The organism is Rahnella variigena (assembly GCF_003610915.1).
GTDB lineage: Bacteria > Pseudomonadota > Gammaproteobacteria > Enterobacterales > Enterobacteriaceae > Rahnella > Rahnella variigena.
This window is the reverse complement of sequence record NZ_NSDJ01000001.1, coordinates 266,214-289,744: the sequence shown is the minus strand read 5'-3', so window position 1 is coordinate 289,744 and position 23,531 is coordinate 266,214. Positions and strand designations below refer to the sequence as shown.

The 23,531-nt window shown below is 51.2% G+C and carries 24 protein-coding genes and 1 tRNA gene; 11 read left to right on the top strand and 14 right to left on the bottom strand.

What is annotated here, in order from left to right:
• Positions 1-192: 192 nt before the first annotated feature.
• From CKQ54_RS01355 to CKQ54_RS01340, 4 genes are read left to right on the top strand one after another with little or no spacing between them, the layout of a single operon-like run.
• On the top strand, positions 193-2,595 hold the full coding sequence (locus CKQ54_RS01355) for a fimbria/pilus outer membrane usher protein (protein WP_244220158.1): 2,403 nt from the start codon (positions 193-195) through the stop codon (positions 2,593-2,595).
• A 56-nt stretch (positions 2,596-2,651) separates the two neighbouring features.
• Positions 2,652-3,377, top strand: a complete 726-nt coding sequence (locus CKQ54_RS01350) for a fimbrial biogenesis chaperone (protein ID WP_425272797.1) — start codon at positions 2,652-2,654, stop codon at positions 3,375-3,377.
• A 55-nt stretch (positions 3,378-3,432) separates the two neighbouring features.
• Positions 3,433-4,404 (top strand): fimbrial protein, encoded by a 972-nt coding sequence (locus CKQ54_RS01345; RefSeq protein WP_113878358.1) that lies wholly within the window; start codon positions 3,433-3,435, stop codon positions 4,402-4,404.
• A 23-nt stretch (positions 4,405-4,427) separates the two neighbouring features.
• A complete protein-coding gene (locus CKQ54_RS01340) occupies positions 4,428-4,700 on the top strand; it encodes a helix-turn-helix domain-containing protein (RefSeq protein WP_112289160.1) in 273 nt (90 codons plus the stop codon).
• Positions 4,701-4,725: 25 nt separating this feature from the next.
• Here the strand turns inward: CKQ54_RS01340 and CKQ54_RS01335 are convergent, their stop codons facing one another.
• From CKQ54_RS01335 to aspA, 8 genes are all read right to left on the bottom strand, one after another.
• Entirely contained in the window at positions 4,726-5,280 is a 555-nt protein-coding gene (locus tag CKQ54_RS01335) for a FidL-like protein (protein WP_120162443.1), read from the bottom strand.
• Positions 5,270-6,142, bottom strand: a complete 873-nt coding sequence (locus CKQ54_RS01330; protein ID WP_244220157.1) for a winged helix-turn-helix domain-containing protein — start codon at positions 6,140-6,142, stop codon at positions 5,270-5,272. Before CKQ54_RS01330 ends, CKQ54_RS01335 begins: the two co-directional genes overlap by 11 nt.
• A 261-nt stretch (positions 6,143-6,403) precedes the next feature.
• Complete coding sequence (locus tag CKQ54_RS01325; RefSeq protein WP_120162441.1) at positions 6,404-7,429, bottom strand: S66 family peptidase; 1,026 nt, start codon at positions 7,427-7,429, stop codon at positions 6,404-6,406.
• Between the two features lie 220 nt (positions 7,430-7,649).
• Positions 7,650-7,725, bottom strand: a tRNA-Phe gene (locus tag CKQ54_RS01320).
• A 129-nt stretch (positions 7,726-7,854) separates the two neighbouring features.
• On the bottom strand, positions 7,855-8,430 hold the full coding sequence (dicD, locus tag CKQ54_RS01315) for a division control transcriptional repressor DicD (protein ID WP_120162440.1): 576 nt from the start codon (positions 8,428-8,430) through the stop codon (positions 7,855-7,857).
• Positions 8,431-8,473: 43 nt separating this feature from the next.
• A complete protein-coding gene (locus tag CKQ54_RS01310; RefSeq protein ID WP_120162439.1) occupies positions 8,474-10,204 on the bottom strand; it encodes a protein-disulfide reductase DsbD in 1,731 nt (576 codons plus the stop codon).
• 205 nt (positions 10,205-10,409) lie between these two features.
• Positions 10,410-11,711, bottom strand: coding sequence for an anaerobic C4-dicarboxylate transporter (locus CKQ54_RS01305; RefSeq protein WP_120162438.1), 1,302 nt, complete (start codon positions 11,709-11,711; stop codon positions 10,410-10,412).
• A 153-nt stretch (positions 11,712-11,864) separates the two neighbouring features.
• Entirely contained in the window at positions 11,865-13,301 is a 1,437-nt protein-coding gene (gene aspA / locus CKQ54_RS01300; RefSeq protein ID WP_112289751.1) for an aspartate ammonia-lyase, read from the bottom strand.
• A gap of 386 nt (positions 13,302-13,687) precedes the next feature.
• On the opposite strand from aspA, the gene CKQ54_RS01295 reads away from it, so the two are divergent.
• The 4 genes from CKQ54_RS01295 to CKQ54_RS01280 all read left to right on the top strand — a co-directional run bounded on the left by CKQ54_RS01295 (position 13,688) and on the right by CKQ54_RS01280 (position 17,033).
• Positions 13,688-14,179: an FxsA family protein gene (locus tag CKQ54_RS01295; RefSeq protein WP_014333639.1), complete on the top strand. Its 492-nt coding sequence runs from the start codon at positions 13,688-13,690 to the stop codon at positions 14,177-14,179.
• A 214-nt stretch (positions 14,180-14,393) separates the two neighbouring features.
• A complete protein-coding gene (locus tag CKQ54_RS01290; RefSeq protein WP_009636718.1) occupies positions 14,394-14,687 on the top strand; it encodes a co-chaperone GroES in 294 nt (97 codons plus the stop codon).
• A gap of 53 nt (positions 14,688-14,740) precedes the next feature.
• Positions 14,741-16,387, top strand: a complete 1,647-nt coding sequence (groL, locus tag CKQ54_RS01285) for a chaperonin GroEL (protein ID WP_112289754.1) — start codon at positions 14,741-14,743, stop codon at positions 16,385-16,387.
• A gap of 301 nt (positions 16,388-16,688) precedes the next feature.
• On the top strand, positions 16,689-17,033 hold the full coding sequence (locus tag CKQ54_RS01280) for a DUF4156 domain-containing protein (RefSeq protein ID WP_112289755.1): 345 nt from the start codon (positions 16,689-16,691) through the stop codon (positions 17,031-17,033).
• A 209-nt stretch (positions 17,034-17,242) separates the two neighbouring features.
• Here the strand turns inward: CKQ54_RS01280 and epmB are convergent, their stop codons facing one another.
• Positions 17,243-18,271, bottom strand: a complete 1,029-nt coding sequence (epmB, locus tag CKQ54_RS01270) for an EF-P beta-lysylation protein EpmB (protein ID WP_120162437.1) — start codon at positions 18,269-18,271, stop codon at positions 17,243-17,245.
• A 38-nt stretch (positions 18,272-18,309) separates the two neighbouring features.
• On the opposite strand from epmB, the gene efp reads away from it, so the two are divergent.
• From efp to CKQ54_RS01255, 3 genes are all read left to right on the top strand, one after another.
• Entirely contained in the window at positions 18,310-18,876 is a 567-nt protein-coding gene (gene efp, locus CKQ54_RS01265; protein WP_013573742.1) for an elongation factor P, read from the top strand.
• 131 nt (positions 18,877-19,007) lie between these two features.
• Positions 19,008-19,100, top strand: a complete 93-nt coding sequence (locus CKQ54_RS01260; RefSeq protein WP_377442435.1) for an entericidin A/B family lipoprotein — start codon at positions 19,008-19,010, stop codon at positions 19,098-19,100.
• A gap of 120 nt (positions 19,101-19,220) precedes the next feature.
• The gene (locus tag CKQ54_RS01255) at positions 19,221-19,355 is read left to right on the top strand and encodes an entericidin A/B family lipoprotein (protein ID WP_014333643.1); all 135 of its coding nucleotides are present in this window, start codon (positions 19,221-19,223) and stop codon (positions 19,353-19,355) included.
• An 84-nt stretch (positions 19,356-19,439) separates the two neighbouring features.
• On the opposite strand, the gene blc is transcribed toward CKQ54_RS01255, so the two are convergent.
• The 5 genes from blc to frdA all read right to left on the bottom strand — a co-directional run bounded on the left by blc (position 19,440) and on the right by frdA (position 23,405).
• Positions 19,440-19,964, bottom strand: a complete 525-nt coding sequence (gene blc, locus CKQ54_RS01250; RefSeq protein WP_120162436.1) for an outer membrane lipoprotein Blc — start codon at positions 19,962-19,964, stop codon at positions 19,440-19,442.
• Between the two features lie 123 nt (positions 19,965-20,087).
• Entirely contained in the window at positions 20,088-20,447 is a 360-nt protein-coding gene (frdD, locus tag CKQ54_RS01245) for a fumarate reductase subunit FrdD (protein ID WP_120162435.1), read from the bottom strand.
• Between the two features lie 9 nt (positions 20,448-20,456).
• Positions 20,457-20,867, bottom strand: a complete 411-nt coding sequence (gene frdC, locus CKQ54_RS01240; protein WP_120162434.1) for a fumarate reductase subunit FrdC — start codon at positions 20,865-20,867, stop codon at positions 20,457-20,459.
• Positions 20,868-20,878: 11 nt separating this feature from the next.
• Positions 20,879-21,604 carry a succinate dehydrogenase/fumarate reductase iron-sulfur subunit gene (locus tag CKQ54_RS01235; RefSeq protein WP_238484726.1) on the bottom strand — a complete coding sequence of 242 codons (726 nt, stop codon included), beginning with the start codon at positions 21,602-21,604 and terminating at the stop codon, positions 20,879-20,881.
• Between the two features lies 1 nt (position 21,605).
• Positions 21,606-23,405 (bottom strand): fumarate reductase (quinol) flavoprotein subunit, encoded by a 1,800-nt coding sequence (gene frdA / locus CKQ54_RS01230; protein ID WP_120162433.1) that lies wholly within the window; start codon positions 23,403-23,405, stop codon positions 21,606-21,608.
• Positions 23,406-23,531: the final 126 nt, after the last annotated feature.

Here is a 23,531-nt window from a genome sequence, read left to right as displayed (position 1 = left end):
TATTATTTAGGGGAGTTATCTCCCCTTTATTTTCCAGGTGCACCTGCGCCAGGGGTTTATGTTTGATCTATAAAAGCAAAAAGTGATTTTATTATGTTGTTTGCGATGGATGGAACATCGACAAGGAAGGGGACAGGTTTTTGGCTTATTTTCCTTTTGTCGGGATGCTTAATTTCAATCAGAAGCCTGGCGGTGGAATTTAACGTTAACTTTATTGATTCTGCCGATCGCAATAACGTCGATCTGTCGCGTTTTCAGGTTGCCAATTACATCGCGCCTGGAGAGTACCTGCTGGATGTGATGCTTAATGGTCGCACCTTCGGTGACCAGAGTGTCATTCAATATATTCCGGTCGATGATAATAAAAATAGCCGGTTATGCTTACCACCTTCACTGGTGGATAAATTCGATCTGACCAAAGCAGCCCGGGAAAAAATAACCCTCTGGCATCACGGCAAATGTACGTCACTGGATAAAATGCCGGAAGTGACCACACGTTACGATCAGGAAAGGCAGACGCTTAATATCAGCATTCCGCAAGCCTGGCTGACGTTCCACGACCAGAACTGGGTGCCACCTTCTCAATGGGATGAGGGTGTAAACGGCGTTTTGCTCGACTATAACCTGCTGGGTAGCCGTTACATGCCTCAACAGGGCGATACTTCGACCAGTTTCAGCAGCTACGGTACCACCGGGTTTAACCTCGGGGCGTGGCGCGCCCGTGCGGATTATCAGTATTCCTCTTCCCGCACCTCAGGTTCGCCAGCCAGTGATAATTTCACCTGGACGCAGAAATACGTGTATCGCGCTTTACCCTCTATCGGCGCACGCCTGACCGGGGGACAAACGTATCTGAGTTCTGACATTTTTGATTCATTCCGCTTTCTCGGTGCGTCGCTAAACAGTGACCAGCGCATGTTGCCACCGTCGTTACGTGGCTATGCGCCGCAGGTGACCGGGATCGCCAAAACCAATGCCAAAGTCAGTATCAGCCAGAATGGACGGGTCATCTACCAGACCAACGTCTCGCCGGGGCCATTCGTGGTTCAGGACCTGACCGAAGCAGTACAGGGTTCGCTGGACGTCAAAATCGAAGAAGAAAATGGCAGCGTCACTACCTATCAGGTGACGACGGCCACCATTCCCTTTCTGACCCGCAAAGGCCAGGTGCGGTTTAAAACGGCCATGGGTAAACCGACCACAGGCAGCAGCAACCGCGTTTTACAGCCGGGTTTTTACAGCGGGGAAATGTCGTGGGGGGCGCTAAATGATTTCTCGCTTTATGGCGGGCTGATTGCGACGACCGGGAATTATCAGGCGCAGGCGCTGGGTATCGGGCAAAACCTGCAAAAACTCGGCGCGGTATCTTTTGACGTGACTCGCTCTTCTGCGACCGTACCAGATGCGGGTAAACAAACCGGTTTCAGCTACCGCGCCAACTATTCCAAACGCTTTAATTCGACCGGCAGTCAGATCACGTTCGCCGGTTATCGCTTCTCACAAAAGACGTTTATGTCTTTTAACCAGTATCTCGACAAGGTGAACGGCGACGGCTATTCCCGTGATGACAAACAAACGTACACAGTGACCGCTAACCAGTATCTGCCGTGGCCGGCGATCACCTTATATCTGTCAGCGACGCATAAGGTCTACTGGAACGAGGATCCGAGTAACAACTACAGCGTATCCGTTAGCAAGATTTTCGATATCGGGCGTTTTACCGGTGTCTCTGCCACCTTTTCGGCCAGCAAGCTGAACTACCGTGATACCGATGAAAACCAGATGTTCCTGTCACTCAGCCTTCCGCTGTCTTCAGGACAACAAATCAGCTACGACGCGCAGCAGGATTCGCAAAGCGGCTTCTCGCAAACCGCGTCGTATTACAACAGTCAGGACCCGAACAATACCTGGCGCGTTGGCGCGGGCGGGAGTAGCCCGGATATACAAAAAGGTAACGGCGTGTTTCGCGCGAACTATCAGCATATGTCGCCGTACGGCCAGTTCGGCGCTAACGGCAGCGTGAAAAATAACGATTACCGTTCGGTGAATGCGAACTGGTACGGCTCGTTTACCGCCACTGCGGCGGGTGCGGCCTTGCATCAGAGCAGCGCGGGCAGCGAGCCTCGCATGATGGTGTCGACCGGCGTGAAAGGCATTCCGATAAGCGACGGGGCGTCCGTGACCAATGATTACGGCATTGCGGTGGTGAATGGCGTGTCCAGTTATCAGACCTCTGATATCCGCGTTGATGTGAACCATTTACCGGATGACGTGGAAGTCTACAGCTCAGTGGTCAGTAAAACCCTGACCGAAGGAGCAATAGGTTTTCGCAAAATCCGCGCGATTAAAGGTGAGCGTCTGATGGCGGTGATCCGCCTGAAAGATGGCAGTCATCCGCCGCTCGGGGCATCAGTTACCGACAACAGTTCCGGTTTTGAAGCCGGACTAATCGGTGACGGCGGTCTGGCCTATCTGGCCGGGGTGTCAGGTGAGAAATCCCTGACTGTCCGCTGGGGAGACGACCAGCAGTGCCAGGTTCAGGTGCCGCCGCAGCCTGAAACCTCTTCAGGGCAGGTATTGCTGCCGTGCAATTAATGATGAAAAGCGGTCTGAAGGGATCGCACTAGTAAGGGAATAACCAGATGAAAAAAATGATTTTACGCTGCGTAGCCGTACTGATGTTGGCCGGAGCATGTTATCCGGCAGTCGCCGCGGTGAATCTTGACCGGACGCGCATCATCTATAACGCCAGCGATAAATCCGTCAGTGTCATGCTCGAGAACCAGAGCAAGGAGCTGCCTTATCTGGCGCAGGTCTGGCTGGAGAACGCACAGGGCGAAAAAATCACCTCGCCGCTGGTGGCGCTGCCGCCGATGCAGCGAATTGATGCCGGGCAGAAAAGCCAGATCCGTATCCTGCAACTGCCGGAAACCGCCGGTTTACCGAAAGACCGCGAGTCGCTGTTCTACTTCAACGTGCGCGAAGTGCCGCCAAAAAGTGATATGGCGAACGTGATGCAGGTGGCGATCCAAAGCCGCGTGAAATTGTTCTTCCGCCCGGCGGAACTGAGAAAACTGTTGAAAGCCAACTGGCAGGAACAGCTCCAGGTTTCGCGGCTCAGCAACGGGCTGAAACTGACGAATCCGACACCTTTTTACATCACTGTCGGATATCTGGGTAAAGTCAACAAAGGCAATGCTTCGGGTTTTGACAGCGTCATGCTGGCGCCGTTTGCGACGGAATCTCTGACCGGCAGTCAGTACGTCAGCGAACGTTACAGTCTCGGGTACATGGACGATTACGGCGGTCTTCAGGTCAATCAATACAATTGCCCGTCCGTGCAATGTCAGCTTATCAGCAAGGATGATAAGCGATAACAACCACGTGAGAAGCCGTGACTGAACGGATTTACCATAAAGAAAAGGGATTGTTATGCCTGATATTTGCAGATTATCCATTGGCCGGATGGCAATCATCATCCTGCTCTTCTTATTTTCCCGCAGCGCCCTGGCGCTCGATTGTGTGGAGAAAGGCACAGGTATTGTGGATAAACCGGCGATACCGGTAGGGCAACTGGCTATTCCGGCGAATGTACCTGTCGGCACCAAGGTCTGGGAATCGAATGACATCAACGTCACGGCCTATTGCGACAATGTGCTGGGGTCGATTATTGACGTTGTGCATTTCTACTTTAACCCTAAATCCCAGTCGATCGGGGAAGGCTTATTGCTGGGCGTGAGCTACAACGGGCAGGATCTGGAACAGAACGAGCAGAGACTCAGTACTAACAGTACTCCTATCAAAAAAGGCCAGAACGTCACCGTCAACGTGACGTTCCGCCTGTATATCAAAGTCAGTGGAAATGCACCTTCCAGCGGGCATTACCAAGGCGCGGACCAGTTCACCGTCTTTCAGCTTGATGGCAGCAGAGGTATTAACAAATCCCCCGGTGCTAAAAACCTCAAATACAATCTTTCTGGCTTGCAGGGGATCCGTTTTCTGGCCTGCGGTTCTGATCTGAAAGTGTATCCGGAATCTCAGATTGTCGATTTTGGCGCCATTCAAAGCACGACCCTTTCACGGTCTTCAGGTATTTCACTGCCGTTTGCCATCAAGGCTGTAAAACAAGGATGTCTGGATAACTTCTCACTACAGGCAGAATTTTCAACGGCCAGTCCGCTGCTGGATGACACCGCGATTGACCTTTCGAACGGTGCCAAGCTCATGCTCTACAACGACCAGCAGAAGGCCATTACTTTCAACCGGTACGATAACTTTGCAGAGCTTAACAATGTGAATGAGGTCACCAAAAACTTCACTGCAAAACTGAGTGCCATCCCGGGAAAAACACTTTCTCTCGGGCAGTTTGATGCGTCGGTGATCGTCAAGATTAACTATTACTGACCGCAAAGATAAGGGAGAACGATATGCTAAGAACGGCAAAATTGCGGGCTCAGGCGCTGGAGGAACCCATATACTCCGCACAGGCACCGGAACTCATCGCAGAAAAGCACATTCACGCCCTGCTGCAAACCCTGCGCGAAGATGCCGGATTGAGTAAAACTGAACTGGCCAGACGGCTTGGGATCACGCCACCGGCAATCACCCGTCTTGAGAAGCGGCCAGCTCAGGCAAGCTTCAGTACTTTGTCTCGTTATGCTCAGGCTTGCGGTTATGATTTATATCTTTACTATAAATAATCAGGCTTCATCCATTTCGCTGTTTTTAAAAAGATTTTTTGAAAACACATAATGCAAACGGAGACTGATTACTTTCTATCAGCATGGTGTTGTCATCATATTTCTTCAACACCATCGTATCGGTATGCCCGGTTAGAAAAAAACTGTTTATCATCAGAAGCGAAGAAATCCCCCAGTCCATATTGTCTATGCTATCAATGTTAATCTGTCTGCTGGTCATTGAATAGGTATCGGTCACTTTGCTCTCCTGTACGTAGTCATAATAGATATTCCTCAGCAAAGTTTTCCTGTTTACCAGTTTTCCTTCCTCATTGTATAAATATGCAGTTCCACTGAGTGAAACTAAAATTTTACGATTATCAAGAAAACTAAAGTACAAAGAGGTCACCATTTTCGCTCTCTGATGATCATATTGTGCTTCTACGATCATACTTCCCCTGCAAGGGATATTAACCGGAAACGTATGCTTGTCCTTTCTCAGAGACATTCCATATAACACTAACAGCAACGCAGCGACAGGAAGTAACGTGTAAATAATAGTTTTCTTGCCCGGAGGAATAAATTTTCTATCACTGATCATGCGTGGTCCTGTCATTTGTATAATAGCTTATGCAAACACTTGCTTTATGATTGTCATCGGTGCTGCATTGTGCGAGAAACTCCCGCACTGAACCGGTATTTATTGGCGAAGAGAAAAGCTCGCTTTGAAATATAAGAATGTGTCCTGGTTTGCATGAGATATTGTTCTTATGCAGAAAATCTTCTGCCAGTTGAATAAAATTACTCTTATTTGACCGGGAAACCGGGGCCGTTGCGTACAAGCTGCAGGATCCGATTTTGGCAATCTCTAAGTCAGCTTTCGGATCACTCATGTCATTGTAAAAAATGAAAATTGCCCAGACTGTCAGTGCGGCAGTGACCAGAATGCTCATTATAAAATAATGATGATATTTTCCCTTCTGCGGTTCAGGTTCAGTTGCATTTTGCTGTGGCGCCACAGAATGATTTATTATTTCGTCATCCGGCATCGCTTCGCCCGGAACATTATCGGGCTCTTTAGCGACTTCATCACCATTTTCTACTAATACCTGAGTCTCAATCTTATTGGCACAGGTCTCAATAATGATTTCCTTCCGGATGATAAAACCGACCTTAGGGACAGTAACGATAAATTCATTTTGGTATCCCAGGGTTGAGATGACTTTACGTAATTTGCTGATACAGTGATTAAGGTTATTATTGCTAGCGTTCAGGCCGTAGTCATCCCATACTTTTTTAAAGAATGTTTCACGCTGAACGACCACGCCTTGTTGTTCAATTAACAATAATAATATTCTCCGTGCAGGATTTGAGACGGTGATCTTACTTTCATCATCACTCAGTAATGAAAGCGAATTTTCCTCCGGATTGAAGACTATTTGATTTTCAATCAGATAAACCATGGGCATGCCACTCCTCCCTGTTTAGAATATTCGGTCATTTCCGCTGCATCAGTTAATTAGTACAGTGCTGCTTTACGGGTGTTTTATCTTTATATACTGCTTCACAGAGGGCAGTTAGTATAAACCCTTCTATTTTAAAAACAGATTTCTGTAGTAAATGTTTACAGAGCAGTCACTTGAAATGTAAATGGCCGGGATATGAAACAGGAAGATGATAATAAATCACATACGGAATTTTAGTAGTACGTGATTTCGGAGGTATCAGCGCAAGTAATGACCAGAGATGTCGATATGCTGGTGATCAAAGTCCACAATAATATCAGTACCCAGAGGGAGTGTTAACATCGGATGGGTATGGCAACAGTCAAAGCCATCGACCAGGGGAATTTCCTGCCCGTTCAGAATCTCCAGCAGAACGTCCGCCGGCTGTCTTCCCGTACCGGCATTATCGAACAGTTCGTGTTTTCCGAGCAGAATGGCGCTTACACGATCGAAAACTCCGTTGAGCTTCAGCATCGAGAAAGAGCGTTCAACGGTGGCAATATCTTTAAGGCTGTCTTCAATAAACAAAATATCGCCCTGATGAATTTCCGGCATATAAGGGCTACCCCAGATGCCTGATAAAGTATTCAGGTTCCCGCCGATAACCCGTCCCTCAATGCGTCCTGCCCCGAGAAAACGGCAGGTATTTGCATACAATTTTTTGGCTCTTACTGGCGTGACGTCATTCCAGTTGAGCTTTTCGTCCGTCCAGTATGCAGGAAGAGGATAACGGTAAGGCGCTTTATGGCGGGTCATCAGGATATCGGCAAAAGAGGCCCAGGTTTCATCAACCAGCGGGGGAAACTCGCCGAAAGAAGCCACCAGCGCCGGACCGTAGAACGTGATGAGACCGGTCTGGGCATAAATTCCGGCCAGAAGCGCCGTGGAATCGGAGTATCCGATAATGATTTTCGGGTCAGCGCGCAGCGCATCGTAGTCCAGATAAGGCAGCAGGGAGTTGCTGTTATTGCCTCCAATCGTCGACATCACACAACGCACCTGCGGATCGCGGATCAACTGATTTAATTCTTCCGCTCTGGCGGCAACTGAACCTGAACGGTAATGGTCAGAATGCCCCGTCAGTGAGCCCGCTTTCAGTACAAATCCTTTTTCTTCAAGAAATTTCTTTCCACGAGAAAAACGCTCAGGTGCCGTAGCAGTAACAGGTGACGACGCAGAGAAAAAACCAACGGTATCGCCGGCTTTCAACGGAGAAGCGAGTAGCGGATTTGTGGACGAAGGCATTTTATATCCTATAAATTTACTCAATGTTCAATCTGCAATGTATCAGCTCAAGTGCAGGTTTAATATGAGTTTATAGGGGATAACAGTGGGGGATTTCACAGGAAATGATGTGGGCTGAGCAAGCGTCAGACAATTGGGGATGAGGTTCGATGGAGAGTCCATGATCTTTATAAGAACCCAGAAAGCAAAAAACCAGCCGTTAGGCTGGTTTCTTTAAATATGGTGCCCGGACTCGGAATCGAACCAAGGACACAGGGATTTTCAATCCCTTGCTCTACCGACTGAGCTATCCGGGCAACGGGGCGCATTAAACCGTATTGGGCCTGTGCCGTCAACGGCTTTGTCATCTAAAACACATAAAATGCGTTCGTTTGCTGCCTTTTCATTCAAAAAAAGCGAATTCGCGGGTCTGAAGACCAGAGAAGTCAGGAAAGCGCGCCATGTTCGCGGCAACGGGCGACGTTCAGCACATCCTCTGCCAGACGGCGGGCGACTTCCACGTCGTTCAGCTGGCGCTTAACCAGCAATTTACTCAGACACCCTTCCAGGATCAGTTCCATCTGCTGAGCGACCATTTCTGCATCATCCGACCCCATTTCCTGCAAAAGCGCCAGAGTGTAGTCATAGGATGCCCGTTTCTGTTGCTGAGCTAACTGATGGATCGGCATATCGCTGTCAGGGAAAAACGTACAGGCGGCGATAAACAGGCAACCGGGGTAGCGTTGCTGGCGCACCTGCTCATCCAGTACTTTGTACCGGGCCAGTAATTTCTGCGGCGCAGAAAGGGATTCATCAAGCATCAGCTGACGTCGCCAGATATCAATCTGTTCACCGTGATAACGCAGGCTGTCATACAGCAGAGCTTCGGCATCCGGCCAGAAACGGCCTAATTCATTGAGCGGAACATCCACCAGTTCGGCGACAGTTTCCAGTGACAATGTTGCAAGGCCACGTTGTTCCAAAAGATTAAGGGTTTTATCGAGAACTTGTTCACGTAGCACGTTTGCCTCCTCACAATTCGCGTACTTCAAAAGGTAGTGTCGTTTAAGGGCGGGTTTTCTGCAAATGCGCGCTGAACTCTGCGGCATTCATAAACCCTGTCACCCTCGACTGTGGCAACTCATGTCCATCAGGTCCGAAGAATAAAATCGTCGGCAGGCCCAGAACCTTCAAACGCTCTAATAACGCTTTCTGCTCCGCGGAGTTATGGGTGACATCAGCCTGCAGCAACAAGGTATTCGTCAGTTCATTCTGCACTTCTGGCGCTGAGAAGGTATATTTTTCGAACTCTTTACACGCCACACACCAGTCCGCGTACAAATCCAGCATGACGCGTTTGCCCTGAGCCCCCTGAAGGGCGGCATCCAGTTCACCCACATTATGGATTTTCTGGAAATTCAACGCGTGCTGCGGCGCAGTTGTTTCACCAGCTGGCGTAAATGCCCAGTCCTGTAAGGGGCGGCTGACAATCAGTGCCGCCGCAAGAAAGACTAACTGCAGCACCCGAACCACGCCTCGCTGGCTTTTCAGGCTCAGTGCCAGCGCCCAGCCGAAGAAGGCCACGCCGAGCAGACTCCACAAACGCAGTCCCCAGGTATCGCCAATCACGCGTTCCAGCAGGAAAACCGGCAGTGCCAGTATCACAAAGCCAAAACCTTCCTTGACGTACTGCATCCACGGCCCGCTACGTGGCAGCAGTTTGTTGCCAAACATCGTGACGATAATCAGCGGAATGCCCATCCCCAGCGCATAAAGATACAGCGTGCCAGCCCCCGCCAGCAGATCCCCGCTCTGGGCGATATACAACAAAATCGCGCTGAGCGGCGCGGTAGTGCAGGGCGAGCAGATCAGTCCCGCCAGTGCGCCCATAATAAAGACGCCGGGCAGCGAGCCGCCTTTTTGTTCATTACTCCACAAAGCCAGACGGGTCTGGACTGAAGAAGGAAGTTGCAGGCTGAACGTGCCAAACATCGACAGCGCCAGTGCAATGAACATCACCGAAAGCACAATCAGTACCCACGGACTTTGCAGCGCCGCCTGGAACTGCAAGCCAGCGGCAGCCACTATCATGCCGAGCAGCGTGTATGTCAGCGCCATGCCCTGCACGTAAACCAGTGCCAGCAGGAAGATACGCTTCATACTGTGAGGGCGCTGGCGTCCGAGAATGATGCCTGAAATCAGCGGATACATCGGCAGCACGCAAGGCGTAAAGGCAATCCCGATGCCGATCAGCAAAGCCCATAGCGGAGAAAACGGCAGGGGCGTGGATTGTGTTTCAGGCGTCGCGATAACCGACGCGTTATCCGTTGCAGGCGTGCTGGCGAGTTCCGGTTGTGTTACAGCACTCAGCGGAACCTCACGGGTTTCCGGCGGGTAACAGAACCCTGCGGCAGCACATCCCTGATAAGTGACACGAACCGTCGCCTCGGCGCTTGCCTCACGTATCGGAACTACAATATTTAGCGCGTTTTCATAAACTTCGCTCTCACCAAAAAATTCGTCGTGATGTTCGCGCCCCTTCGGCAAAAGGAAGGCGGCGAGCTGCGCATTCTTCGGTTCAAGCTCAATTTTACTGCGGTACAGATAATAGCCGTCGCGGATTTGCCAGCTAAGTTTGAGATCATGTCCCTGCTGGTGAAAATCAAAACTGAAAGCCTGATCGACAGGCACAAACTGCGCCGCAGCGGGTTTGCCAAACAAAGAGGCATTCGCCTGAAAGGGCAAAAGACACAGGCTGCAAAGCAGGAAGAAAATTCGAAGAATGCGGTGATCCATGCGGAGTAAAGTTCTCTTTGTCGCGGCAGATATACAGCCACTGAGTGAATCGACAGAAGAAGCGGACGGCTTCATGCCGCAGCGCGTTAATGAAATACGAGTATACCCCGCACAATCGGTGAGCAGAAAGCCCTGCAGGTGCTGAACGTGGTCTGACGCGGGAAGAATGCAGAAACAACGGGGGCCGTAGCCCCCGAAAAAACTGTCAGAGAATAATACTGCCGAAGCCAAATCCGAAAAGTACCGACAGGAACACGCCGATGGTGCCCGGGATAAAGAACGGATGGTTGAAGACGAAGCGTCCGATGCGTGTGGTGCCGGTGTCATCCATCTGCACGGCTGCAACCAGCGTCGGGTATGTTGGCAGAATGAATAAACCGGAAACGGCAGCAAAAGAACCCACTGCGGTCAGTGGCGATACGCTCAGCGCCAGCGCCATCGGCAGCAGGGCTTTGGTGGTGGCAGCCTGTGAATACAACAGCGCAGAGCTGAAGAAGAAAATTACGGCCAGCAGCCACGGATGTGCCTGAATCAGGGTGCCTGCCGTTTCTTTGATCCAGCCGAGATTGGCCTGGACAAAAGTGTCGCCCAGCCAGGCTACACCGAGAATACAAATACAGGCGCTCATGCCGGATTTAAAGGTGCTGGAGGACAGAATTGAATCCGTATCGATACGGCACAGCAGGGTAATCAACGTCGCGACGCTGAGCATGATAATCAGAATGGCGCTGTTAGTGGTCATCACCGGTTGTGCGACCCAGCCCAGACTCGGGCTGTTGATCACCGCGTATCCGACCACACCAAAAACGCCGAGCAGGAACAACAACACGGAGAGTTTTGCGCCAGGTTTGATTTCCATGACCTTATCGCCACGCAGCTCAATCAGCCCTTCTTCATAACGTTTCAGGTAAACCGGATCGTTGGAAAGTTTGGAGTCAAAGCACCAGCTGACAATCAGTGACATCAGGATAACAGCGGCCAGCGTTGCCGGGATCATCACCATCAGCAGATGCAGATAACTGACGCCGTGGCCTTCCATGGTTGACGCCATATAAACAACAGCGGCAGAAATGGGGGATGCGGTAATCGCTATCTGCGCGGAAACGACGGCAGTCGAAAGCGGACGACAGGGTTTGATCCCCTGTTCTTTCGCCACTTCTGAAATCACGGGGAGGGCGGAAAGCGAGATGTTGCCGGTGCCGGCCATAATCGTCAGGAAATAAGTGACGATGGGCGCGAGGATCGTAATGTGCTTGGGGTTACGGCGCAGAAGCTTTTCAGTTTGCTGCACCAGATAATCCATTCCGCCCGCCACCTGCATGGCCGAGATAGCCGCGATTACTGCCATAATGATGGAGATGACATCAAAAGGGATGGTACCCGGTTTGACGCCAATCAGCGCCAGCACCAGCACGCCCAGTCCTCCGGCGAATCCGATGCCGATACCGCCCAGGCGCGCGCCGAGGAAAATCGCTGCCAGTACAATAATAAGTTCGATGATTAGCATGGTTGTCCGTCCATAATCCTGCTACTCCTTAAGGGATTGATAATTAATAAGGAATTGATAATTAATTGTTATGTAATTGTTGTATCGCAAAAAGTAAAAAGGCCCGTTATTCCGCAGAACAACGAGCCTTTAAAAGGTCAGTAATTTAATCTGTTACTGTTCATTTTCATCAGTATAGCGTTTCGCTTTGTAGGCCGGATGCTTCAGGTTCTCGATAGAGAAAATGTCGTCCAACTCGGCTTCAGTCAGCAATCCGCGCTCAAGAACCACTTCTCTGACACTCTTGCCGGTTTCCGCACAGATCTTCCCGACGATATCGCCATTGTGGTGGCCGATGAACGGGTTGAGATAGGTGACGATACCGATAGAGTTGAAGACGTAGAACTCGCACACTTCTTTATTGGCTGTAATGCCGTTGATGCATTTTTCCAGCAAGTTGTAGCAGGCGTTCGTCAGGATATGCACTGACTCAAACATCGCCTGACCAATCACCGGTTCCATCACGTTCAGCTGTAACTGACCTGCTTCGGCAGCCATGGTGACGCACACGTCGTTACCGATGACTTTGAAGCACACCTGGTTCACCACTTCCGGGATAACCGGGTTAACTTTGGCTGGCATGATAGAAGAACCGGCCTGCAATTCTGGCAGATTGATTTCGTTCAGGCCAGCGCGCGGGCCGGAAGAGAGCAGGCGCAGGTCGTTACAGATTTTAGAAAGTTTAACCGCCAGACGTTTCAGTGAACTGTGAACCATCACGTAGGCGCCGCAGTCAGACGTCGCTTCGATCAGGTCTTCTGCCGGTACACAAGCCAGATTGCTGACTTCAGCCAGTTTCTCTACTGCCAGCTGCTGATAACCTTCCGGTGTGTTCAGACGTGTACCGATCGCTGTAGCGCCGAGGTTCACTTCCAGCAGTAATTCGCCGGTGCGCATCAGGTTGCGGGTTTCTTCTTTGAGCAGCACGTTGAATGCGTGGAATTCCTGACCGAGGGTCATCGGAACCGCATCCTGCAACTGCGTGCGTCCCATTTTGATGATGTTTTCGAACTCAACCGCTTTACGCTCGAAACCGTCGCCCAGCTGAGAAATCGCATCAACCAGTTTCAGCAAAGAGGTGTACACCGCGATACGGAAACCTGTCGGGTAGGCATCATTGGTGGACTGGCATTTGTTCAGATGATCGTTTGGATTCAGGAACTGGTAATCGCCTTTCTGGTGTCCCATCAGTTCCAGACCGATGTTCGCCAGCACTTCATTCGTGTTCATATTTACCGAGGTTCCCGCACCGCCCTGATAGACGTCGATAGGGAACTGGTCCATGCATTTGCCTTTATCAAGCACTTCGTCGCACGCCTGAATAATGATGTCCGCAATATGACGTGGGATGGTACGCAGCTCTTTATTGGCCAGAGCCGCCGCCTTTTTCACCATCACCATGCCACGAACAAACTCAGGGACATCGCTGATCTTGGTGTTGCTGATATAGAAGTTTTCAATCGCCCGCAGGGTGTGAATGCCGTAATAAGCTTCTGCCGGTACTTCGCGCGTGCCCAGCAGGTCTTCCTCGATACGAATGGTGTTTGACATGAGAACCTTCTCTTCGGTACTGAATGTGTTATGCGATGTTTAAAATTATGTTACTTACCGTGTTAAATATAAAACGATCAACCGTTGTTTAGGCAACGAAGGCGATCATATGCTGCTTCAGGCGAATTGCACGTACTAAGATCACTATCCTGCCCTATTACTGTGCATGTTTTTGGTATCTGTGAGAATTCTCACAATTCATTCAGCGGCTCAATTAAATCAGGTCTTACGCTTGAAATCACTGTGATGTAGCACCATCTCAGTGTAGTCAGCCTGCATTTCTTTGAAAGCAAAGATCCTGAGCAGGCACTTATTCCTGGTTTCGATTGCCTCTGTGACCGTATTTTACGACAGAGTTTTCGGAGCCTAATTACAAGGAGAATGCGGTGCGCTGGTTACCGTTATTACTGTTATTTCTGCTGGCCTACATCGAAATCACCTTATTTATCAAGGTGGCTGCGGTGGTCGGCGTTGCCACAACATTATTGCTGGTGGTGTTTACTTCCTGCGTAGGTGTTTCTCTGGTGAAGAATCAGGGCATGAAAACCTTTATGCAATTGCAGCAAAAGCTGGCGGTCGGGGAAAGCCCGGCAGCTGAGATGGTGAAAAGCGTTTCGCTGGTGATTGCCGGTTTCCTGTTGCTGGTACCGGGGTTCTTTACCGATTTCCTCGGCTTACTGCTGTTGTTACCACCAATACAGAAACGCCTGACCTTAAAACTGATGCCGCACCTGAACATTGTCCGCTCTGGCGGCAACTGGGGGAGCAGCGCGCCGACAGGAAATACCTTTGACGGCGAGTTTCAGCGCACGGATGAAACGCAGGAACGTCTGGTTTCACCAAAAAAAGATGACGACACAGAGCACCGCGATCGCTAATCTCTGTGGCCTTGATTGTTAAAAGATTGTTGGGAAGCGCTGCGAAAGCCGATTTTTAGCGGTCAGAGCAGCGAAAGAAAAAGCGAAAATTTTTCTGTTCTTCCCCTTGAAGGGCAGGGTATCGCCCCCATTAAACAAACCACGAGGCCAGGCAGGTTTTGCCAGGCATTCAACCCTAAAAATAGATATGGACCCGCTCACAGGAGAGTTATCAATGAAAATTCGTCCATTGCATGACCGCGTTATCGTCAAGCGTAAAGAAGTAGAATCTAAATCCGCTGGCGGCATCGTTCTGACTGGCTCAGCTGCTGGTAAATCTACCCGTGGCGAAATCCTGGCTGTCGGCCATGGTCGCATTCTGGAAAACGGTGAAGTTAAAGCGCTGGACGTGAAAGTTGGCGACATCGTCATTTTCAACGACGGTTACGGCGTTAAAGCTGAGAAGATCGACAATGAAGAAGTGTTGATCATGTCTGAGAGCGACATTCTGGCAATCGTAGAAGCCTGATCGTCCCCCGATCCACTTTTTTCTGAACAGAACGAATTTAAGGGAAATTAACAATGGCAGCTAAAGAAGTAAAATTCGGTAACGACGCCCGTGTGAAAATGCTGCGTGGCGTAAACATCCTTGCTGATGCAGTAAAAGTGACCCTGGGCCCTAAAGGCCGCAACGTGGTTTTGGACAAATCTTTCGGCGCACCAACCATCACTAAAGACGGCGTGTCTGTTGCACGTGAAATCGAACTGGAAGACAAGTTCGAAAACATGGGCGCACAGATGGTGAAAGAAGTCGCGTCCAAAGCGAACGATGCAGCGGGTGACGGTACGACTACCGCAACCGTTCTGGCACAAGCCATCATCACTGAAGGCCTGAAAGCTGTTGCCGCCGGTATGAACCCGATGGATCTGAAACGCGGTATCGACAAAGCTGTCGTTCATGCGGTTGAAGAACTGAAAAAATTATCTGTCCCTTGCGCTGACTCTAAAGCTATCGCACAGGTTGGTACCATCTCTGCTAACTCCGACGAAACTGTCGGCAAACTGATCGCTGAAGCGATGGAAAAAGTAGGCAAAGAAGGCGTCATCACTGTTGAAGAAGGTACCGGCCTGCAAGACGAGCTGGACGTTGTTGAAGGTATGCAATTCGATCGCGGTTACCTGTCTCCATACTTCATCAACAAACCAGAAACCGGTTCTGTTGAACTTGAAAGCCCGTTCATCCTGCTGGCTGACAAGAAAATTTCTAACATCCGCGAAATGCTGCCAGTACTGGAAGCCGTTGCTAAAGCCGGTAAACCACTGCTGATCATTGCTGAAGACGTTGAAGGCGAAGCCCTGGCGACTCTGGTAGTGAACACCATGCGTGGCATCGTGAAAGTAGCTGCGGTTAAAGCACCGGGCTTCGGCGACCGTCGTAAAGCTATGCTGCAGGACATCGCAACTCTGACCGGCGGTACCGTTATCTCTGAAGAGATCGGTCTGGAACTGGAAAAAGCGACTCTGGAAGATATGGGTCAGGCGAAACGTGTTGTTATCAACAAAGACACCACCATCATCATCGATGGCGTTGGCGAAGAAGCAACAATCCAGGGCCGTGTTTCTCAGATCCGTCAGCAGATCGAAGAAGCGACTTCTGATTACGACCGCGAAAAACTGCAAGAGCGTGTGGCTAAACTGGCAGGCGGCGTAGCTGTTCTGAAAGTTGGCGCAGCGACTGAAGTTGAAATGAAAGAGAAGAAAGCTCGCGTTGAAGATGCCCTGCACGCAACCCGTGCTGCGGTAGAAGAAGGCGTAGTTGCTGGTGGTGGTGTTGCGCTGATCCGCGTTGCTCACACTCTGGCTAACCTGACCGGCGACAACGACGACCAGAACGTGGGTATCCGCGTTGCTCTGCGCGCAATGGAATCTCCACTGCGTCAGATCGTTGTGAACGCAGGTGAAGAAGCTTCTGTTATCGCCAACAAAGTGAAAGCGGGCGAAGGCAGCTTCGGCTACAACGCTTACACCGAAGAATACGGCGACATGATCGCAATGGGTATCCTGGATCCAACTAAAGTAACCCGTTCTGCTCTGCAGTACGCGTCTTCTGTAGCTGGCCTGATGATCACCACTGAGTGCATGATCACCGACCTGCCTAAAGACGATAAAGTCGATATGGGCGGCGCTGGCGGTATGGGTGGCATGGGCGGTATGGGCGGCATGATGTAATCATCATCCCCCTGCGTTCATCCGCAGGTACGCGAAATCAGCGGACATTCTTGTTCACTGACACAACGTACTGAAGAAACCCGGTCTGAAAAGGCCGGGTTTTTTTATTTGACCATTTTTTATCGGGTTCAGTAAGATAACTCTCATTGTCGTCGGCCATTAACGTGTAGACTCATTTTTGCGTGATTTTCGGATTGATTCCGATAGCGCAAACCTTGGGCATGCGTGGCAACGGATGCCTAAGAGAGCCAGGTGTTTTCTGATAGGCTTTATGTGATTACAAAAACAAATGGGGAAAGTGATGCGGATTAAAATGTTACTGGGCCTGTCAGCTATCGCGCTGCTTGCCGGGTGCAGTACCACTCATCAACTGGATGCAGCGGGCCAGCAGGTGAAATTCACGGATGACAAACCAGGCGCAAATTGTCAGCTGCTTGGCGAAGTCACCGGTGCCCAAAGCAACTGGTTCTCCGGTACCGGCGGTGACGGTAGCTCTATGCGTGGTGCAGCCAATGACCTGCGTAACAAAGCGGCAGCGATGGGCGGCAACACTATTTATGGTGCCAACAGCCCGTCCCAAAACTTCCTGTCCAGCTTTGCACCGGTTGACAGCAAAATGGTCGGCCAGGTTTATAAGTGCTCATAGTCGGGCTGTACGCCGTTTAATTGCGTGAATGCCAGATAGAATAAAGGGATGCCAGTGGCATCCCTTTTTGCGTTCCCCCTTCATATCTCAAGCCGCTGGTGCGTTGGCTACGTTCAGTCACCCGAATCATTTACCTGAGTAAGCTCATCGGGACTCCATCACTTGTCGCCTTCCCGCAACTTGATTTATTTTGGGGTAAGATATGCGTGTTAAGACTGCTTCAGCCGCAGATCCAGAATGGTTTTACTCGGCTCGCCGCCAATCTCGCGGGTCAGCTTCGGTACCATATAACCAGACACCTTACTCATCAGCCCTTTCATGATGACGCGCGCTTCGTCGTCGTTGACCATGAAATGCGCCGCGCCCTGGACTTTATCCAGCACGTGGATGTAGTAAGGCAGAATACCGGCATCAAACAGCGCATTGCTCAGTGTCGCCAGCACATCAGCAGAATCATTCACGCCACGCAGCAGCACACTTTGGTTAAGCAGCGTCACGCCGTGGTGTTTCAGCTTCGCCATGCTGGCGCGCAGCGCATCATCAATTTCATTGGCGTGATTGATATGCGTCACCATCAGCACCTGAAGGCGTGATTTTTCAAGGCGCTGGCAGAAGGTATCCGTGATACGTGCAGGGATCACTACCGGCAGACGCGTATGAATACGCAAGCGTTTGATGTGCGCGATGCCTTCCAGTTCACCGATCAGCCAGTCGAGTTCGTGATCTTTCGCCATCAGCGGATCACCGCCGGAGAAAATAATTTCATCGAGTTCGGGGCGTGTGCGGATATAATCCAGCGCCTGAACCCAGTTGGCTTTATTTCCCTGGTTGTCCTGATACGGGAAATGACGACGGAAACAGTAGCGGCAATTCACCGCACATCCGCCTTTCACCAGTAACAGGGCACGATTGCTATACTTGTGCAACAGACCCGGAACAACGCTGCGTTGTTCATCAAGCGGGTCGGTGGTAAAGCCCGGCGCGGCGATAAATTCCTCGCGTGCGGTCAATACCTGAAGCAATAAAGGATCCTGTGGATCGCCCGGCTGCATACGTGCCACAAAGGCGCGGGGTACGCGAAGCGGGAACAAACGACGGGCTTCACGCCCACTTTGCAGTTCTGCATTGTCGTTAAGTGCCAGAAGAGTAAGCAGTTCATCCGGGTCAGTGATAACATCGCCGAGTTGATACAACCAATCTTCTCTAAATGGCGTGTTTAGGGTTACAATGTTTGCCATTTTTTTGGCTAATACCAGTTTAAAATTAGAGGGCCATCATGGCGACTTATTCTAGCAACGATTTCCGTCCGGGTCTTAAAATCATGTTCGAGGGCGAGCCTTACGCTATCGAATCCAGTGAATTCGTAAAACCAGGCAAAGGCCAGGCTTTCGCACGCGTTAAAATGCGTCGTCTGCTGACCGGTTCCCGTGTAGAAAAAACCTTCAAATCTACTGACTCATGCGAAGGCGCTGACGTTGTAGATACCAACATGAACTACCTGTACAACGATGGTGAGTTCTACCACTTCATGCACCCTGAAACTTTCGAACAGCATCAGGTTGAAGAGAAAACCGTTTCTGACGCCTCTAAATGGCTGCAGGACAACGCAGAATGTATCGTCACTCTGTGGGATGGTCGTCCTATCGCTGTTCAGCCACCGAACTTCATCGAAGCTGAAGTTGTTGATACTGATCCGGGCCTGAAAGGTGATACCGCAGGTACCGGCGGCAAGCCTGCAACCCTGAGCACCGGCGCTGTGGTTAAAGTGCCATTATTCGTGCAGATCGGCGAAATCGTCCGTTGTGACACCCGCTCTGGCGAATACGTTTCCCGCGTTAAATAAGTTCTCAACGCTTATTACGTCGGATGAAAGCTGCCGCAGGTGAAAGCCTGTCGCAGCTTTCCAGCCCCAACTTGTTGAATTGGATTGTGTTTACCATGTTGAAGAAGATGATGTTTATCGTAGTTTCAGTGATGTTGCTGGCTTCGTTATCCGGCTGCAACACGGTTCATGGTTTCGGTGAAGACATCCAGCATCTGGGTGGCGCGATTTCCAAAGCAGGCTGATCCCTTCAGCCTCATTTTTACCAACTTTCCTAAAAATCCTGCCTGTTTCCTTCTCTATCCAGAAAGTTAGCTACACTAAAAGTGTCGTACTTTACATTCTCTTATAGGAAGGAAATTTATATGCTGAAGAAAAGTATCCTCGCTATCTTATCTGTTCTTGTTCTGTCTTCTGCGTTGACTGCCTGCAATACCACGCGTGGCGTGGGTGAAGATGTGTCTGCGGGTGGGCAAGCAATCCAGAAAAGCGCGCAATAGCGGGTGAATCACCTGAAGTAAGCTGAAGTCTGCCTGCACATTGATGCAGGCAGTGTTGTTTCTGGCGTCCGGAAATGAGGTAAATTAAGGTTGTTTCACCCATACCAGTTTGCTGGTATCAAATCCGTATCGCTGCGCAGTTTGCAGAAGCTTCTGCTTCACGCTGTCATCCAGCGTCGGTGTGCGCGACAGGATCCACAAATAGCTTTTATCCGGCCCGCAGACCAGCGCGTAGCGGTAATCTTTATCCAGCTCAATGACGTTATAGCCGCCATAGAACGGGCCAAAGAATGACACCTTAAGCGCCGCCCTATCCGTAGAACCCGTGAAGTATCCTTTGCCCTCACTTTCCTGCCATTTGTTTTTCTGCGGATTAAACCCGCGGTTGATGACTTTCACACCGCCGTCGTCGCGCAGGCTGTAATTGGCCGTGACGCGTTCCAGCCCGCTTTCAAAACTATGATCCAGTCTGGCGACTTCATACCAGGTGCCAAGATAGCGGCTGAGTTCGAAGTTATTAACGACGTTGACGTCTTTTGGTGGTGTGACGCTGCAGGCCACAGACATGAGAGCTGTGACGATGACGCCGAGTTTTGACCAGATACGCATAGAGTCTCCTTCCTTAGGTTGTTCTCTAAGTGTAGGTAACAAAAAGGAAAAGGAAAAACAAGTGAGGAAGAAATGAAAACAGCGGCCAGAGAGCCGGCCGCTGGAAAGTCAGATCTTAAGGGATCACAGACGGATCAGTACGATAAGAGTAACAATACTTAAGATCGTTGCCAGACCGTAGAATACCCATTTTCCGGCCGGAGCGTGGATCTTCAGGTCATGCATAGCGTGATGGATCCGGTGCAGTCCGCACCAAAGCGGCAGCACGATCATCAGCAGCAGGAACAGGCGTCCTATCCAGCTCTGCGCGAACGCCAGCACGCGCGGATAACTCAGGGCGTCGCCGGGGAAGAAACCCAGGGGCAGCAGGAAGCACACCAGCAGAATCATCACTGGCGCGAAAATTGCGCTCCACATACCGCCTGCACCAAACAATCCCCAGAACACCGGCTCGTCTGAACGTTTAGGAAGAGTATTTTTCATGTCGCCTCCTTAAAGAAACAGTGCGATGACGAGAACAACCAGCGTCACGACAATGGTCACGCCCCAGAAACCCGCAATCACCGGCTCCGGCCCCATTTTTTTACCTTTCACCACTACGATCGAGGCTTTCGGTGCCAGTTCAAACCAGGTTTTGGTATGCAACAAAGCGGCAATCAGGGCGATCAGATTAATCAGCATGACCACCGGATTTTGCAGAAAATGCACAAAACCCGCCCAGCTTTCCGGCCCGTTACGCAACGAGAAAACCCCTGCCAGCAGCAAAAGGCTAAACCACACAGCCGGAACTGCCGTGCCTTCGCGCAGCATATAAAAACGGTAGAACGGTAAGCTTTTCCACCAGCTGGCTTTCATCTCACGCACGTAGGGTTTACGTTTGCTGCCCGTACTTTGAGTCGTCATATTTTCCTCCCTCATTGCGGTCTCAGCCTCGCTATCATGAAGTCTTTTGAGCTTTCGACTTTGCCTTGCTGAATGGCGGCGGCAGGGTCTACGTGCTTCGGACAGACTTCGGAGCAATAACCCACAAACGTACAGCTCCAGACACCGTTCTGACCGTTTAACTGCGGCATACGTTGTGCTTTGCCGTGGTCACGGTTATCGAGGTTGTAGCGGTGCGCCAGAGTGATAGCAGCCGGGCCAATGAACTCCGGATTCAGACCGAATTGCGGGCAGGCGGCGTAACATAAACCACAGTTGATGCAGCCGGAGAACTGGTGATATTTCTCCATTTGCGCCGGGGTTTGTTTACCTGGGCCTTCCCCGACCGTGCGGGTGTTGCCGATGATATAAGGTTTGATGGCTTCCAGGCTTTCGATAAAGTGGGTCATATCGACCACCAGATCACGTTCTACCGGGAAGTTACCGAGTGCCTCGACCTGCATACCGTCCGGGTATTCCCGCAGGAACGTTTTGCACGCCAGCTTTGGCACTCGGTTCACCATCATGCCGCACGAGCCGCAAATCGCCATACGACACGACCAGCGGTAGGAAAGATCAGCGGCCAGATGGTCCTTGATGTAGCCCAGAGCATCGAGCAGAGACGTTGTTTCATCGAAAGGCACGTCATACACCACCGGATGCGGCGCGCTGTCCGTTTCCGGGTTATAGCGCATGATTTCAACCTTCAGGCTGCGCATTTTAGCCACGTGATTGCTCCTTATCTTTTTTATCGTGAGTCTCAGATTCCCCGCCGTATACACGTTTTGCCGGAGGCAGCGTGGTAATTTTCACGTCACCGTATTCCAGACGCGGGGCGGAATCCGGCTGATAAAATGCCAGGGTATGCTTGAGGAAATTCACGTCATCGCGTTCGGTACAACCTTCATCAAGACGCTGATGCGCGCCGCGTGATTCGCGACGATGCAGGGCGGAGTGCGCCATACATTCAGCCACTTCAAGGCCATGACCCAGCTCGATGGTGTACAGCAGATCAGTATTAAAGACGCTGGAGGTATCCTGAATTTTCACCCGTTTGAAGCGTTCTTTCAGTTCGGCCAGCTTATCGACGGTTTTTTGCATCAGCTCAGTGGTGCGGTAAATCCCGCAGCCTTCTTCCATCGCCAGACCCATTTCGTCGCGGATGGCTGCCCAGCTTTCATCGCCCTCCTGCGCCATCAGAGCGACAAGACGGTTTTCGATATCACACACCTGCGCGTCGAGCGCGGCGCTGTTCCCGGTATCTTTGGCTTCCACGGCACGCTCTGCCGCTTTTTCACCGGCCATACGCCCGAACACCACCAGCTCTGCCAGTGAGTTGGAACCGAGTCGGTTGGCGCCGTGCAGACCGACGGAAGAACATTCGCCGACCGCAAACAGGCCTTTGATACGGGTTTCACACTGCGCATCCGTTTCGATGCCGCCCATGGTGTAGTGCGCGGTAGGGCGAACCGGGATCGGATCGGTAATTGGATCGACGCCGACGTAGGCTTTAGCCAGCTCGCAGATAAATGGCAGACGTTCGCGCAGTTTTTTCTCGCCGAGATGACGTAAATCCAGATACACCACGTCGCCACGCGGCGTTTCGATGGTGCGTCCGGCGCGCCATTCATGCCAGAACGCCTGAGACACTTTGTCGCGCGGCCCCAGTTCCATGTATTTGTTTTTCGGCTCGCCGAGCGGGGTTTCCGGTCCCATGCCGTAATCTTGCAGATAACGGTAACCGTCTTTATTGACCAGAATACCGCCTTCACCACGACAGCCTTCCGTCATCAGAATGCCGGAACCCGGCAGGCCGGTCGGATGATATTGCACGAATTCCATGTCGCGCAGCGGAATGCCGTGGCGGAACGCCATACCCATGCCGTCGCCGGTGACGATACCGCCGTTGGTGTTGTAGCGGTAAACGCGGCCAGCGCCGCCGGTGGCCATGACCACCGCGTTGGCACGGATTTGTACGCGTGTGCCTTCCATCATATTGATGGCGACGACGCCGCGTACCTGGCCTTCATCGACCAGAATATCGAGGACAAAATGTTCGTCGAAGCGTTTGATTTGCGGGTATTTCAGCGAGGTCTGGAACAGGGTGTGCAGCATGTGGAAGCCGGTTTTATCCGCCGCAAACCACGTACGTTCGATCTTCATTCCGCCGAAGCGGCGGACATTGACTGAACCATCATCCTTACGGCTCCACGGGCACCCCCACAGTTCCAGCTGGGCCATTTCAGTCGGGCATTGATGAACGAAGTGATCCACCACGTCCTGCTCACACAGCCAGTCGCCTCCGGAAACGGTATCCTGGAAGTGAAAATCGAAGCTGTCGTGATCTTGCGTCACAGCGGCAGAACCGCCTTCGGCCGCCACGGTGTGGCTGCGCATAGGGTACACTTTCGAAATCAACGCGATATTCAGGTTGGGATTGGCTTCCGCTGCGGCTATTGCTGCGCGTAAACCCGCCCCACCTGCACCTATAATTGCAATGTCGGCGTTAAAGGTTTGCACTGCATTCCTCCACTATCATCAATGAGATCGGGTTTGAAACACCCGCGAAAAGCTCTTCATAATCGAAGAGTTAGTGAACCCCGATGACACACAGGCGCTGTCCCGGTGGCTGGTATTCTTATTGTT